The organism is Brevundimonas sp. 01N35 (assembly GCF_056399785.1).
Window position 1 is genome coordinate 271,132 of record NZ_JBFTRZ010000003.1, and the last position, 14,190, is coordinate 285,321.

16 protein-coding genes are annotated in these 14,190 nt (G+C 68.3%); 6 read left to right on the forward strand and 10 right to left on the reverse strand.

Features of this window, described 5'->3' with window-relative positions; genetic code table 11:
- Window positions 1-86: 86 nt before the first annotated feature.
- Both AC1DJ5_RS04530 and AC1DJ5_RS04535 read right to left on the reverse strand, forming a co-directional pair.
- A complete protein-coding gene (locus tag AC1DJ5_RS04530; RefSeq protein WP_477019822.1) occupies window positions 87-863 on the reverse strand; it encodes a hypothetical protein in 777 nt (258 codons plus the stop codon).
- The gene (locus tag AC1DJ5_RS04535; protein WP_441456007.1) at window positions 860-1,624 is read right to left on the reverse strand and encodes a class II aldolase/adducin family protein; all 765 of its coding nucleotides are present in this window, start codon (window positions 1,622-1,624) and stop codon (window positions 860-862) included. Before AC1DJ5_RS04535 ends, AC1DJ5_RS04530 begins: the two co-directional genes overlap by 4 nt.
- 164 nt (window positions 1,625-1,788) lie before the next feature.
- Here AC1DJ5_RS04535 and AC1DJ5_RS04540 point away from each other — a divergent pair, with 164 nt between their 5' ends.
- The 3 genes from AC1DJ5_RS04540 (at window position 1,789) to AC1DJ5_RS04550 (ending at window position 4,264) form a co-directional block, all read left to right on the forward strand.
- Window positions 1,789-2,913 (forward strand): DUF2336 domain-containing protein, encoded by a 1,125-nt coding sequence (locus AC1DJ5_RS04540; RefSeq protein WP_477019823.1) that lies wholly within the window; start codon window positions 1,789-1,791, stop codon window positions 2,911-2,913.
- A 31-nt stretch (window positions 2,914-2,944) separates the two neighbouring features.
- On the forward strand, window positions 2,945-3,724 hold the full coding sequence (locus tag AC1DJ5_RS04545; RefSeq protein WP_441456009.1) for an NAD kinase: 780 nt from the start codon (window positions 2,945-2,947) through the stop codon (window positions 3,722-3,724).
- 63 nt (window positions 3,725-3,787) lie between these two features.
- Window positions 3,788-4,264 (forward strand): Hpt domain-containing protein, encoded by a 477-nt coding sequence (locus tag AC1DJ5_RS04550; protein WP_441456010.1) that lies wholly within the window; start codon window positions 3,788-3,790, stop codon window positions 4,262-4,264.
- Between the two features lie 74 nt (window positions 4,265-4,338).
- Here the strand turns inward: AC1DJ5_RS04550 and spbR are convergent, their stop codons facing one another.
- The gene (gene spbR, locus AC1DJ5_RS04555) at window positions 4,339-5,481 is read right to left on the reverse strand and encodes a SpbR family protein (protein ID WP_441456011.1); all 1,143 of its coding nucleotides are present in this window, start codon (window positions 5,479-5,481) and stop codon (window positions 4,339-4,341) included.
- A 96-nt stretch (window positions 5,482-5,577) separates the two neighbouring features.
- Entirely contained in the window at window positions 5,578-6,384 is an 807-nt protein-coding gene (locus tag AC1DJ5_RS04560) for a transglycosylase SLT domain-containing protein (protein WP_441456012.1), read from the reverse strand.
- Between the two features lie 123 nt (window positions 6,385-6,507).
- On the opposite strand from AC1DJ5_RS04560, the gene AC1DJ5_RS04565 reads away from it, so the two are divergent.
- The gene (locus AC1DJ5_RS04565; RefSeq protein WP_441456013.1) at window positions 6,508-7,242 is read left to right on the forward strand and encodes a TonB family protein; all 735 of its coding nucleotides are present in this window, start codon (window positions 6,508-6,510) and stop codon (window positions 7,240-7,242) included.
- Here the strand turns inward: AC1DJ5_RS04565 and AC1DJ5_RS04570 are convergent.
- Window positions 7,239-8,249, reverse strand: coding sequence for an NAD(P)/FAD-dependent oxidoreductase (locus tag AC1DJ5_RS04570; protein WP_441456014.1), 1,011 nt, complete (start codon window positions 8,247-8,249; stop codon window positions 7,239-7,241). The genes AC1DJ5_RS04565 and AC1DJ5_RS04570 overlap by 4 nt on opposite strands.
- 48 nt (window positions 8,250-8,297) lie before the next feature.
- The gene (locus AC1DJ5_RS04575) at window positions 8,298-10,154 is read right to left on the reverse strand and encodes a phosphoenolpyruvate carboxykinase (GTP) (protein WP_477019824.1); all 1,857 of its coding nucleotides are present in this window, start codon (window positions 10,152-10,154) and stop codon (window positions 8,298-8,300) included.
- A gap of 209 nt (window positions 10,155-10,363) precedes the next feature.
- Between AC1DJ5_RS04575 and AC1DJ5_RS04580 the strand changes: the two genes are divergently transcribed.
- Window positions 10,364-10,990, forward strand: a complete 627-nt coding sequence (locus AC1DJ5_RS04580) for a DUF938 domain-containing protein (RefSeq protein WP_477019825.1) — start codon at window positions 10,364-10,366, stop codon at window positions 10,988-10,990.
- Window positions 10,991-11,018: 28 nt separating this feature from the next.
- Here AC1DJ5_RS04580 and AC1DJ5_RS04585 read toward each other — a convergent pair whose 3' ends face one another.
- Window positions 11,019-11,513 (reverse strand): hypothetical protein, encoded by a 495-nt coding sequence (locus AC1DJ5_RS04585; protein WP_441456017.1) that lies wholly within the window; start codon window positions 11,511-11,513, stop codon window positions 11,019-11,021.
- A 311-nt stretch (window positions 11,514-11,824) separates the two neighbouring features.
- On the opposite strand from AC1DJ5_RS04585, the gene AC1DJ5_RS04590 reads away from it, so the two are divergent.
- Window positions 11,825-12,592, forward strand: a complete 768-nt coding sequence (locus AC1DJ5_RS04590; RefSeq protein WP_477019826.1) for a pseudouridine synthase — start codon at window positions 11,825-11,827, stop codon at window positions 12,590-12,592.
- A gap of 2 nt (window positions 12,593-12,594) precedes the next feature.
- Here AC1DJ5_RS04590 and AC1DJ5_RS04595 read toward each other — a convergent pair whose 3' ends face one another.
- The 3 genes from AC1DJ5_RS04595 to AC1DJ5_RS04605 form a co-directional block, all read right to left on the reverse strand.
- Complete coding sequence (locus AC1DJ5_RS04595; protein WP_441456019.1) at window positions 12,595-12,894, reverse strand: transcriptional regulator; 300 nt, start codon at window positions 12,892-12,894, stop codon at window positions 12,595-12,597.
- Complete coding sequence (locus AC1DJ5_RS04600; protein ID WP_477019827.1) at window positions 12,891-13,346, reverse strand: hypothetical protein; 456 nt, start codon at window positions 13,344-13,346, stop codon at window positions 12,891-12,893. Before AC1DJ5_RS04600 ends, AC1DJ5_RS04595 begins: the two co-directional genes overlap by 4 nt.
- A 79-nt stretch (window positions 13,347-13,425) precedes the next feature.
- Window positions 13,426-14,190: an ATP12 family chaperone protein gene (locus tag AC1DJ5_RS04605; protein WP_477019828.1), complete on the reverse strand. Its 765-nt coding sequence runs from the start codon at window positions 14,188-14,190 to the stop codon at window positions 13,426-13,428.

Consider the following 14,190-nt stretch of genomic DNA (forward strand, 5'->3'; position numbering starts at 1 on the left):
GCGCTCCCGCTTAGCGGGTCATGGCCGTTACGCAAATAAAGTATCTGTAACGTCGAGGTGTTTGGTTTCCGTCGCGGAAAACCGCGTCAGAATTGTCGCCAAAGGCCGATGACAGGCCCGCCCGACACGACTGTCTCTCGGCCCGCCATGGCCTGCCGCCATCCCGCCTGCACGCTCCAGTCGCCAAAACGGCGCACCGCCGAGCCCTCGACCGACAGCCAGCGCGCGCTCTCGCCATCCGTCGCGCCGCCGAACGCCTGTCCCAGCAGCATCCAGTTCGCGCTCAGATGGGCTCCGGCTGTCAGGTCGACCCGTACCTCGTCCGGCAGGCCCTGACGCCAGCGTCGCGCCACCTGCGCCTCGACAAAACTGCGTTGAGGCGCCCACGCTCGCCCGCCGCCGTCCAGCGAACGGGCGACCAGCGCGCGCGCCTCCCAGTCGCTGTCGCCCGCGCCCGGCGACGCATATCCAGCGTTGCGCGCCGCCCCGCCCTGGGCGTAGCCGACATAAACGGCCGCGGCGGTGTGGTCGTCGCGGTAAGCCTGCCAGCGCGCGCCGATTTCGACCGGGCCGCTTCCGTCGAAGTCGACATAGGCGTCTCGCCCCTGCTGCCATTCGCCCTTGAACTGCAGCGTCACCCGGTCGGTCAGGCCGTATTCGACAAACGCCGACACGGACCGGTCCAGCCGTTCAGCGGGAAGATCGACGCGACCACCGTTGGGGCCGAACCCCTCGTCGGCTTGCATGTCCTCGTATTTCACGATCACCTGCCCTTGCCCCTTCGGCAGGCTCCAGGTTCCTGCGACGGCCGAAGACGCCGACGCCAGCCCCAGAACGATCAGCAGCCCCCCGACCGCCCTCACACGTCGTAGCCGGGCGATTTTCGCTCGAGCTGGCGCAGCGCCCCCGGCCAGGCCAGCGACGAGATGAAGCCGATCCCCCGCCCCTGATCCTTGGTTTCGGCCTGGGCGGCGTCCGGCGCGATCAGCACGTGCTCGCGCCCGCCCGACAGGGCCGCCACCTGCTGGGCGCAGGCCCGCTCCAGGAAGAAGATCCCGACCCAGGCCTGGGCCGCCGTCTGGCCCACCGCCATCGTGCCGTGGTTGCGCAGCAGCATCAGCGGCTTGTCGCCCAGATCGGCCACCAGCCGTTCGCGCTCGTCGTGGTTCAGCGCCAGCCCTTCATAGCCGTGATAGGCGACCTGATGCTGCAACAGGCAGGCGTTCTGGCTGATCGGCAGCAGGCCGTGCTGCTGCGCCGCGACGCCGACGCCCGCCACCGTATGCAGATGGATGACGAAATGAGCGTCCTCGCGCGCGGCGTGGACCGCCGAATGGATGGTGAAGCCGGCCGGATTGATGAAGCTGGTCGTGTCCTGAACGATGTTGCCGTCCAGATCGACCTTCACCAGCGACGAGGCCGTGATCTCGTCGAAATACCAGCCGTAGGGGTTGATCAGGAAATGATGCTCCGGCCCCGGCACGCGCGCCGAGACATGGGTGAAGATCATGTCGTCCCACCCGTGCAGAGCCACCAGCCGATAGAGCGCCGCCAGTTCGACGCGCGCCTGCCACTCGGCCTCGGACACCCGCGATTTCAGCGATGCCGCCGATCCATCCGCCATGACGACCTCCCTTATCATTGTTCCGTTGAACCTCGCCCCGCCCTGCTCCGCCGTCAAGCGACCCGCGTTCGGCCCGGAAGGTTTTCGTTAACCCTGTTTTCACGCGCGCCGGACGACTATGCCGCGCGGCCGAGGCGGCCGTCTTTCGATACGCGGAGCCGCCGGTGTCCACAGTCGTTCCGCTAGACCCGACCAAGCCATCGCAGGCCATACCCCTCTCCGGGCTGAACCAGTTGCTCGACCTGGCCAAGAAGCGCTCGCCCGACGACCAGAACCGGCTGCTGATGGGCGTGGCGGGTCTCTATGAGTCCGCCGGCGCGCATGGCGGCGCGCCCGAAGCCCTGGCCGACATTTTCATCGCCCTGACCCGCAGCGCCGAGCGCGAAATCCGTCAGGTCCTGGCCCAGCGGCTGGCCAGGGTCGAATGGGCGCCCGCCGCCCTGGTGCGGATGCTGGCCGCCGACGAGATCGAGATCGCTCGCCCGGTGATCGCCGCCAGCCCCCTGCTGCTGGACGACGACCTGTTGCAGCTTCTGGCCGACCGTTCCATCGAGCATCAGATACAGGTAGCCCTGCGCCCCAACATCGGCGCCGCCGTCGCCCGCGCCATCATCGCCGGCGGCGACCCGGCGGTGATGACTGCGCTTGTGACCAACCGCAGCGCCCAGATCGAAACCGCCGCCTTCGCCGATCTGATCGGACATTCGCGTCAGTTGGCCGCCCTGCGCGCGCCCCTGACCCGTCACCCGTTGCTGGACGAAGATCTGGCACTGCGCCTGTATCAGTGGGTCGGCGAGGCCCTGCGTCAGGCCATCAGCGATCGTTTCACTCTCGACCCCGCTCGCTTGGCGGAAGCCGTCCAGGCCGCCACCCAAGCCGCCGGCCAACCCGCCGCCGAATGGGGATCCACCGCAGAGGACCCCGACGCCCGCTTGGTGACCAAACTGCACGCGGCCGGCCAACTGCGCCCGGCCTATCTGATCCGCGCCCTGCGTGAGGAAAAGCTTGGCGTCTTCGCGCACGGCCTAGCCACCCTGGGCCGGTTCGAGGTCGCCCAGGTTAAACGTGCGCTTGCGGGCGACACCGCCCGCCCTCTGTTCCTGGCGTGTATCGCGGTAGGGCTGGACCGCGCCGCCTTCCCCGCCATTTTGACCGAAATCCGCAAGCTGAACCAAGGCTTCCCGCGCGATCCTGACAGCTCCGCCTGGCGGCTGGCCGAGCGGTCGGCGGATCAGGCCGCCTATGAATTCCGGTTACTGATGGCGGAAATCGACGCCGCTTCCGTTTGACACGGCCGACCGGCTCGGCTTGCGTAGCGGCGTGACCCAGTCCCGCCCTCCCCTCGCCCTCACCTTCGTCGCCAGCGACCGGCCGGAAGCGGAGGCCGCGCGCCTGCGCCTGAGCGAACGCTACGGTTCGGTTCCCGTGGCCGAAGCCGACGTGATCGTCGCCCTGGGCGGGGATGGCTTCATGCTGGAGACCCTGCACAACAACCTGCAACTGCGCACCCCGGTCTACGGCATGAACCGGGGCTCGGTTGGCTTCCTGATGAACGACTATGACGAGGACCACCTGCTGGCGCGCCTCGCCGAGGCCGACCGCACCGTGATCCACCCGCTGCAGATGGACGCCTGGACCGAAAGCGGCGAAGTCCACAGCGGGCTGGCGATCAATGAGATCTCCCTGCTGCGTCAGACTCGCCAGAGCGCCAAGCTGCGCATCAGCATCAACGACAAGGTGCGGCTGGAGGAACTCAGCTGCGACGGCTGCATGGTCGCCACGCCCGCCGGTTCGACCGCCTACAACCTGTCGGCCCACGGCCCGATCATCCCGCTGGACGCGCCCAGTCTGGCGCTGACCCCGATCAGCGCCTTCCGTCCCCGGCGCTGGCGCGGCGCCCTGCTGTCGCATACGGCAAGGGTCCGATTCGAGGTGCTGGAGCCCGACAAACGCCCCGTCAGCGCCACGGCCGACAATTTCGAGGTCCGCCGCGTGACCCACGTCGAAGTGCGCGAACGCCGCGACATCAGCCTGACCATGCTGTTCGACGCCGGGCGGTCGTTCGAGGAACGCGTCATGGCCGAACAGTTCGCCGGTTAAACGTCACGGGTTTTTAAGCCTCCCGCGTCTAGGCTCGTCGCTAAGAGTTCAGGAGCCAGTGACGTGACCAACCCTCCGCAAGTCATTCGCCCGCCCAACCCCCTGCGCGCCAAGATCGGCGGGGGCTTCGGCGGCATCGACGCCAACGCCATCGCCAAGGCCGAAGAAGCCCTCAAAGCCATGTCGGCTCAGTTCGGCCAATGGCTTCAGGACGAGATCGTCAAGCTGGATCAGGCCCAGGCCGATATCCGCACTAAGGGCTACACCCCCGAAACGGCCGAGGGGCTCTATTTCCGCGCCCACGACCTGAAGGGCCTGGGCTCCACCTACCAGTATCCGCTGGTGACGCGAATCGCCGGCTCCCTGTGCCGGATGATGGACGACGCCGACAAGCGGATGCAGGCGCCGGTGGCGATCCTGGACGCCCACATCGACGCTATTCGCGCCGTGGTCCGCGACGAAATCCAGACCGACGATCATCCAACCGGCCGCGCCCTGGCCGAAACCCTGGAAGCCCGGGTCGCCGAACACCTGGCCTGATCCGAGCCCCTCAAACAGAAAAGGCGCCCCCCCTGCGGAGGCGCCTTTTTTCGTATGGTGTTCAGCCTGATCCGTCAGGCCGCGCTGACGGCGGTCTCGATTTCGGGCAGCCCGGGCCGATCCAGCCGCTCCATGAGATAGGCCAGATCCTCGCGCGACGTATTGGGCCGCTGGCTCAGGAACCGCTCCAGCATCCGCTGGCGGAACAGGTCGCTGGCGGTGTCGCCGCCCTCGGCCTGCAGCGCCCGCCAGGTGTCCACGCCGGCGCGGAAGGCCTGGAACAGGCGCGGCGGCAGGCCGGCGCGATCATAAATCGACTTCAGGCCCAAAGGCCCGGCGTCATGCACCATCAGCCAGGCGCGGTGATGCGGCGTGCCGGTCAGTTCAGCCAGGGCGTGCTCGAACAGGGCCATCTGCCCCCGCGCCAGCGCCCGCAACAGCAGCGAGGCGTTCAGCACCTTGCGGGCGCTCAGTCCGGCGATGAAGGCGGGCAGATCGTCGCTGACCCGCGCCTGATCCACCAGATCGACCGTCACCCGCTCGCGCGCGAACTGGGCGAACTGGATCGCGGTCTCAGGGGCCACGGCGTGGCGCGTCACTAGATGCTCGCGCACCGCGTCGCTGGCCAGGGCCACAAGCCGTTCGGTCACCGACAGCGGCAGGACCTGGCGATAGGCGACGGCCGAGACTACCTCGGGCGCACCGCCAAAGCGGTCGATGACCACGCGCAGCGCGTCCTCGGAAAGGTCGGCGTTGTCGTTGGCCGCCAGAGTGCGGACCGCCGAGCGGCAGCCCTCGGCCGCCAGAACCGTGGCGACGTCGCGCGGCACCCGCTCGCGTCCCGCGATCGCATTCTGACGCACGACCGAGCCCGCGCGGATGATTTCGATCAGGTCGTCGTCGGTGAAGGCGGGCGAACTGCCGATGATCGGCAAGGCCACGCTGTCCGCGTCGGCGACCAGGCGGCGCGCCACCTCGCGCGGCATCAGCTCGGACGCCTTCAAAGTGACAGCCAGCGCCCGCCGCACCAGTTCGGCGGCGTCATTGGCCAGCACGTTCAGGATCTTCTGCGCCGCCGCCCGGCCCGCGTCGTCCAGCGGCATGCGGTCGATGCTGCGGCACAGTTTGTGCGCCGCCGCCGCGCGGTCGTCTTCCGCATCCGACTTGATCAGACGCCTGATGTCGCTTTCCGTCAGTCGGGCGCGGTAGGCGGTCATGGAAGAGCTCGTGAGCTAGACGGGCGAAGAATCAATCGTCACGCCTAGCGTTACATAGTTAACGCCTCGTTAGGAATGAGACGAAACCAGGTTCTTTTACGCTGCCGCGTCCGAAGGCGGCGCAAAGGCCCCGCCGAATCCGCCGCCCGGGCCGCCGCCCTGGCCGTCCTGCCCCAGCAGCAGCGCCAGCAGGCTCTGGTCCTGCTTCAACCGATCCAGCCGCGCCGCCAGCATCCGGTCCTTGTCGCTCAGGTCCGAGGCCGTGGTCAGCCCAGACCCCGTACCCGCCGCCGGAGCGCCCTCGCCCGCCGTGCGCTGCAGGTTGGCGTGCACCTCGGCCACCGTGGCGTAGCGGCCGTCGCGATAGAAGATCGAACGGTTGGCCGACGCTGCTTCAGGGAACAGGGACGCCGCGCTGGCCTGCGGCCGCGACTGCATCGCCTCTATCAGCTTCGCGGCGCCTGCGGGGCCGAGGAAGTGGGCGGCGTAGAGGTCGCCCGCGCCCGGCTCGCGTCCCGTGCGGCCGCGCAGATAGGCCGCGTTGGACGCGGTGAGTTCGGCCGCCATGGTCGAGGACGCCTGGGCGTCGAAGCGCAGATCCAACACGACGTTGCGGGCCGAACCCTGCACCCGCCAGCGCCCGTCGTCGTCGCGATGGATCAGATCGGCGTACTGTCCGTAGCCGTGCTTGGCGCCGTGCTGTTTCACGGTCGACAGCCAGGTCTGTTCGATGAACTGGAACAGACCCGAGGCCGACGAGGCGCCGGCCCGCGCGGACGGGTTCATCGCGCTCTCGCGACGCGCCGTCTTCATCAGGAAATCGAAGTCCACGCCGGTCGTGCTGGACGCACGCCTGATGGCCGCCTCAACCCCGCCGGATGATGGAATCGCCCCTACGCTCATATGGTTGACGGTCGCTAACCAAGGTTAACGAACCCCTAACGAACAAGCGCCGCAATATCGCCGCAAGCTTGGCGCGAACTTTGTTGCGTGGGCGCTGGGGAGGGCCTGCGACAGTTGAAGGCCATGATGATCAGAACCGCGGGCGGCCCCGGACTGGTGAGCCCGATAGACTTTTCCGAGCGAAGAAAGCCGATTCCCCGCTGGATGTGGGCGGCGATCGGGGTTTCGGCCCTGGTCCACGTCGGCGCCGGCGTGTGGTTGTATCAGCAGAAGTTCGAGATCGCCGCCACGCCGGACGAAGGCCAGGACGTGGTCACCCTCGTCGACATGATCCGCCCTGTTCTCCCGCCGCCCGCGGTCGCGCCCACGGCTCCGCCCGCGCCGACGCCGCCGATCCATCGGCCGGATCGCGTCGTCGCCTCGACCGTCGCTCCGCTGGAAGTTCCAGTCGCGCCCGTCACGTCGGCAAACGCCGGTCCGATCATCAACCTGACTGAGCCGGCATCGACGCCCGCGCACGGAAGCGCCGCCACGGCCCAACCGACGCCTCCGGTCCCGGTCATCACCAACCCGGACTGGGTCAAGAGGCCGACGGCCGAGCAGATGATGCGCGCCTACCCCTCGGCGGCCGAGGCGCGCGGCGTCAGCGGCGTCGCCAACCTGTCCTGCCTGGTCCGGGTGGACGGCTCCCTGACCGGCTGTTCGGTCGCATCCGAGACGCCCGGCAATCAGGGCTTTGGCCGCGCAGCTCTGGGCCTGACGCGCTACTTCCGCCTCAGCCCGCGCACGGTCGACGGTCAGGCCGTCGACGGCGCCCGCGTCAGCATGGCCATTCGCTTCAACCTGCCTGAAGGCTAGATGAAGCGACGGGGCGCGAGGGCCGGTTCCTGCGAGGGCCGGCCCTCGACTTCGTCAGCCACGACGCCAGCGACCAACGGCCCCAGCAGCCAGCCGTTGCGGCGCGGCCCCAGGGCCAGATGCAGCCCCCTCTCGACCGCGCCCGCCATCGGCAGGCCGTCGGGCGTGGCCCCGCGAACCCCGGCGCGCCAGTCGATGTCCAGCGGTCGCGGCGCTTGACCCAGTACAGCCCAGGCCGCCGCCAGCATCTGCGCGCATCGCTCGGGATCGGGCGTCAGCGACCGCTCGCCCGGCTCCATCGTCGCGCCGATCACCGACCCCTCGCCCATGGGCGCGACATAGGCCCCAGGCCCGCGCAGAACCCGATCCGTCAGCCGTTCGCGGACCAGACCGATCTGACCCCGAATTGGCGTGATGAGGGCCAGAAGGCTGGCGACGGCTTCGGGAAGACCCGCCAGTGGCGCGCCCGTCCCGGTCGCCAGCACGACCTGATCGGCCTCGACCGGCCCCGCCGTCGTCTCGACCCGCCAACGCGTCCCTGACCGCAACAGCGACGTCGCACAGCCTTCCACCAGGCGAACACCCCGGCTCATCGCCTGCAGCGCCTGCGCCGGCTCGACCTTCCAGTCTTCATCAGTGGTCAGCCGCCCAGCGTCGCGGTCGAAGTCATGCTCGAAGCCCAGCGAGGCCAGCCGCGCGGCCAGCCCCTCGACTTCGCCGCCCCGCCACTCTGCCAGATCGCGGCTCAGCGCCACGCCCGTCGCCGAGGAGAATCCGGCCCAGACATCGCGCCCGCGCCGCAGCAGGGCGGCGTGGTCAGGGCTCAGATCGTCGATGGCGCTTTCCATCGCCGGCGCGATCATGCCGGCGGCGACCGCCGAGGCGTTGACGCCGCCGGGATCGACCACCGTCACGCGATGTCCGCGCCGGACCAGTTCGGCCGCCGTGCATAGGCCCAGGACGCCCGCGCCGACGACCACGATGTCTTGAGAATTAAAAAGGGGCACGGCCAGTCCTTCGACCGACCGCGCCCCGATTTCAACCCGGCGATGGACCTATTCGGCGGCGAGCTTGGCCGCTCTAGCCTCGTCCAGACGCTTGGTCAGGGCCGCGTGCTGGCTCCACAGGGCCTGGGGCAGGCGGTCGCCGAACTTCTCATAAAACGCGGGGATCAGGGCCGCCTCCTCGGTCCAGACGTCGGCATCGACATCCAGCAGGATCTTCAGTTCGGCGTCCGACAGGCTCAGGCCCGACAGGTCCAGCGCCGCCTTCGACGGCACGCGGCCGACGGCGGTGTCCACGGCCTCGGCCTTGCCGTCCAGACGCTCGACAATCCACTTCAGGACGCGAGCGTTGTCGCCGAAGCCGGGCCAGACGAACTTGCCGTCCTCGCCCTTGCGGAACCAGTTGACGAAGAACAGGCGGGGCAGCTTGGCCGCATCGGCCTGCGCGCCCAACTTCAGCCAGTGGCCGAAATAGTCGCCCATGTTGTAGCCGCAGAAGGGCAGCATGGCGAAGGGATCACGGCGCAGTTCGCCGACCTTGTTCTCGGCGGCGGCAGTGCCTTCCGAAGCCACGGTCGAGCCGAGGAAGACGCCGTGCTCCCAGTCGAAGGCCTCCGTCACCAGCGGCACGGCCGAGGCGCGGCGACCGCCGAACAGGATGGCGTCGATCGGCACGCCCTTGGGGTCTTCCCATTCCGGCGCGATGGCGGGGCACTGACCGGCGGGGGCGGCGAAGCGGGCGTTCGGGTGGGCGGCGGGCTCGCCCGAGGCCGCGTCGTAGGGCTGACCCTTCCAGGTCGTCAGACCCTCGGGGGCCTCCTTGGTCAGACCTTCCCACCAGACGTCGCCGTCCGCGGTCAGGGCGGTGTTGGTGAAGATCGTGTTCTTCGTCAGGGTCGCCAGGGCGTTCTGATTGGTGTTGCGGCTGGTGCCCGGCGCCACGCCGAAGAAGCCGGCTTCCGGGTTCACCGCATACAGGCGGCCGTCGTCGCCGAAACGCATCCAGGCGATGTCGTCGCCGATGGTCTCAGCCTTCCAGCCGTCCAACGCCGGTTGCAGCATGGCCAGGTTGGTCTTGCCGCAGGCCGAGGGGAAGGCGGCGGCGACGTATTTCGACACGCCCTCTGGGCTGGTCAGCTTGAGGATCAGCATGTGCTCGGCCAGCCACCCCTCGTCGCGAGCCATGACCGAGGCGATGCGCAGGGCGTAGCATTTCTTGCCCAGCAGGGCGTTGCCGCCATAGCCCGAGCCGTAGGACCAGATCTCGCGGGTTTCGGGGAAGTGGACGATCCACTTGTCGTCGTTGCAGGGCCACGGCGCGTCTTCCGCGCCCGGCGCCAGCGGCGCGCCCAGGGTGTGCACGGCGGGCACGAAGGCGCCGTCGGCGCCCAGCATGTCCAGCGCGCCCTTGCCCATGCGGGTCATGACGGCCATCGACACGGCGACATAGCCGCTGTCGGTGATCTCGACGCCCAGGGCCGAGATCTTCGAACCCAGCGGGCCCATGCAGAAGGGCACGACATACATGGTGCGGCCGACCATGCACCCGTCGAACAGACCGTCGAGGCGGTCACGCATCTCGATCGGGTCAGACCAGTTGTTGGTCGGACCGGCGTCGGCCTCGTCTTCCGAGCAGATGAAGGTGCGGCTCTCGACCCGAGCCACGTCCTTGGGATCCGAGGCGGCATAGTAGCAGCCGGGGCGTTTGGACTGATCCAGCGCCTTCAGCGTGCCTTTGGCGATCAGGTCCGCGACGATAGCCGACTTTTCCGCTTCCGAACCGTCGCACCAGTGAACCCGGTCCGGCTTGGTCAGCGCCGCGATCTGCTCGACCCAGGCGACCAGCCCCTTATGGGAGGTCGGGGCGGGGTAAAGTCCGGGAATCGATACGTCTGCAGTCACAACCATGGTCTCCTGAACCGGGCCGCCCGACGATCTGTCGCCGCCGTGACGAGTCGGGCGCTGATCACGCCCTGTTACAGGCGCAATGCCATCGGAGGCGACGCAAGGTCAACCGTTGCCCGAATTCACTTCTGGCGGAATAAAATTGGTGCGTTGCAGCACGTTTTCCGGTCGCGGCTGGCTCTGCGCGACGATATCAAGACCGGGTGCGCACCATGGACACCCTCACCGCCCTGCCCGACGGCGCCCTGGCGTCGCCCGCCTCGGTTCGCAACGCCGAGCCGATCCTGCGCCTGCTGCACGCGCATCTGCCGAAAAGCGGGCGGGTGCTCGAGATCGCGGCCGGATCCGGCCAGCACGCCGTGGCCTTTTCCAGCGCCCTGCCCGGCGTGACATGGACGCCCAGCGATCCCAGCGCGGACGCCCGCGCCAGCATCGCCGCCTGGGCCGCCAACGCTGGATCGGCGAACCTTCAGCCGCCGCTGGCGCTGGACTGCATGGACGAGCGCACTTGGCCGGATGTCGGGTTCGACGCGGTCGTCTGCATCAACATGGTCCACATCAGCCCGTGGGCGGCGACCGAGGGATTGATGACGCTGGCGGAACGCGTCCTGCCCCGCCCCGCCGGACTGCTTTATCTCTACGGCCCCTACCTTGAGGCCGAGGTTCCGCTGGCCCCGTCCAACGAAGCCTTCGACGCCAGTCTGAAAGCTCGCGATCCGGCCTGGGGCCTGCGCGATCGGGACAAGGTCATCGCCTTGGCCCGATCGCACGGCCTGACGCTGACGTTGCGGACGGAAATGCCCGCCAACAACATCAGCCTTCTGTTCAGGCGGGCCTGATCGGGCTTCCCCGATCAGGCGTCCTCAATCAGGAAATCGTCGCGACCACGGCCGACAGTTCGGCGCGCTCGTTGATCAGAGCAACCTTGTCACCCTGGAAGACGGCGCCCGGCGCCTCAGCGGCGACACCGAATGCCTCGGCCGCCAGGGCCACGCCGTCGGCGAAGGCCAGCACCGGCAGGGCTTGCGCCTTCGCCAGGACCAGCAGCGCCTTGATATGGGCCACGCCCGCCTCGTCCGCCGCGCCGCCCGGAACCACCACGCCCTTGACCCGTCCGCTCGTGATGTCGTCAGCCGTCGCCGTGGCGAGAACGGTCACGCCGCCGCTGATCAGACTGGCGTCGCCCGTCGAGATCGGCGCCAAAGACACGCCGTCGAAGCGAAGCGCGCTCTCCATGTCGCCCAGCGGGCCGAAATCCATGCCCTTGCGCATGATCAGGCCCATGCGCAGACGCATGGGCGCGGGGCGACTGAAGCCCTGGCGAGGACGGGGGGCGGTCGAAGTGTTGCGTTGAGCGTTCAAGACGTCTCCTTCAAAGGTTATCGTTCAATATTCGATCGCCCGATCAGATTGGATCAGGCGAAAAGCCCCCTAGGGGGAACTGAAAACGAGAATCGCCGCGTCACGGCGCGGCCGGACGCGATCTGGATCAGTTCGATGGGGTGACTGCACATATAGTCTCCCTGCGCTGGGGGTCAATGACAGGTCACGGCCATCTGATCTCAGTGATATTCAGAAGCGCCGCGCGAAATCTTTCGACCGGTGTTCGATCCTGCCGCTTGCCTGCCCCGCCTCCGGCCTTCTACAGAGCGGCATCTTCGAGGATGGACCCCATGGCCTTCACCCGCACCTATGACGGCCCCGAGCCTGTTCGCATCAACAAATGGCTGGGCCAGACCGGCATCTGCTCGCGGCGCGAGGCCGAAGCCCTGATCGCCGCCGGCATGGTCACGATCGACGGCGAGAGCGTCACCGACGCCGGCCGCAAGATCGAGCCGGGCCAGACCCTGACCCTGAACGATCGGGCCGAGGCGGCCCTGGCGTCCGGCGTCACCATCCTGATCCACAAGCCGCTGGGCTATGTCTCGGGCCAGCCTGAGCCGGACAAAATCCCGGCCGTGCGCCTGCTGACCGAGGCCAATCGCATCGGCGAGGGCGCCGTGCCCGCCGAGGACGCCTCCCTGCCCCCCATCGGCCGTCTGGACGAGGACTCGCGCGGCCTGCTGATGCTGTCGTCCGACGGGGTCGTGGCCAAGGCGGTGATCGGGCCGCAATCGCGCCTGGACAAGGAATACCTCGTCCGCATCGAAGGCGACGTGACCGAGAAGAAGCTGGCCACCCTGCGGCGCGGCCTGATGCTGGATGGCCGTATCCTGAAATACGCCCGCGTGTCGCGCATGGACCAGAACCGCCTGCGCTTCATCCTGACCGAGGGCCGCAACCGTCAGATCCGCCGGATGTGCGAAATGGTCGACCTGGAGGTCACCGACCTGCTGCGCATCCGCGTCGGCCCGGTGCATCTGAACAACCTGCCCGAAGGCAAGTGGCGGATGATCACCACCGAAGAACGCGACGCCCTGATCCGAGGCGAGATGGGCTGAGGTCAGCCAGCGACGATCCCGGCTAGCCGGGTCAGTTCCGACACATGGGCGGCGAAGGCCTTCTTGCCTGCCGGGGTCAGCGCCAGCCAGGTGCGCTGACGCCCCGCCGCCGCTGCCTTGCGGACCTTGAGATAGCCCGCCTCCTCCAGTTGCTTCACATGTTTGGACAAAACGGAATCCGACACGACGATGGCGTCGCGGACGACCGCGAACTCGACCTCGTCCGCCACCGACAGCATGGCGCAGATCTGCAAACGGCCCGGCGCATGGATCACAGGGTCGAACTGCGGGACGAAGCTCATCCCTTGGCCCCCGTCTCGGCGCGATAGACCCTGAACCATAGGCGCGACAGGGCCAGGGCGCAGACAAAGCCGATCGCCGCCAGCGCAAACGGCGCCCAGATCATGTCGCCCCGCCGGTCGGCATAGAGCGACAGCCCCATCAGGATCAGGAACAGGCCGCCCAGCCCAAAGGCCACCCAGCGCGCCTTCTTCGGCGTCACACCTGTCACCATGACCCCGTTTTTCTGGGCCCAGCTCCGCATCAGCAGCATCAGCGCCAGAGCACCGCCGCCGGACGCCAGCACGTTGAACGGCAAGGGCGCGGCCTGCCCGCCCACCATCACAGCGGCCAAAGTCGAATAGATCAGGTCAAAGCGCCAGGACCCTTGCGCCACCCTGTCGTGGACGACGGACTGGGCCTGGCGGATGGCCGCCAAGGCGCCGGCGGGATCATCGTTCTGGTGTGGGTTCATGGCGTCTTCCTCACTTTCCAAACAGGAAAATGAAACTGACTTTCCATATCGTCAAGTCATAGGTTTCCAGATTGGAAAATTAAGACCGCAACGCCTCGAACCACCGCTGCAGCAAGCTCGCCTCTGCGCGGTGGGCGGCCGTGCGCAGCGCCGCCTCCTCGTCCACGCCCCAGCGGCTCTCGGTGAAGGCCTCGTCCAGACGCGACAGGTCCAGCGCCGCCTCGCCAGACAGCGCCCCACGCTGCACCGCCAGCCCCAGCACCGCCGATCCCAGCAGCGGCACTGCCGTCGCCAGTCCCGTCAGGGCGTGGTCGTCCAGCGCCAGCGCCAGCGCCTTCACGCGCTCCAAAGCCTCAGGCGACTGCGCCCGGTGAACGATGCCCTCGGCGGGGCGCAGGGCCACGTCCAGTTCGCGCGCAGCCCAGTCGCGCCACGGCCCCCACTCGGCCTGCTGACGCGCCACCAGCGATCCGGGATTCTCGGCCAGGTAGCAGATGACGTCCGACCCGGCGTAGGCGGCGATTTCGGCGGCGACCGGCTCGCGGGTCTGGCTGACCCGGTCGATGGCGGTCGAGGCCAGACGGGTGGCGGGCATGGTCCCGGGAACCAGGAACTCGCCTTGCGCCGCCCATTCATCCGCCACCAGCCTTGCAGCCGCCTCGGTCGGCAGGGTCAGGGTGTTTCCCGCCGGCGTCTTGGGCGTCCGGCCGTCCAGACGCACGGTCCAGCCGCCCTCATCTGCCAAGACGTCGGCCAACTTCCAGAAGCGTTTGATACGCTCCTCGGACTCGCGGAAACCCTTGCGGGCGGCGACGTTGGGATCAAGCGGGGGGATGTGGGACAT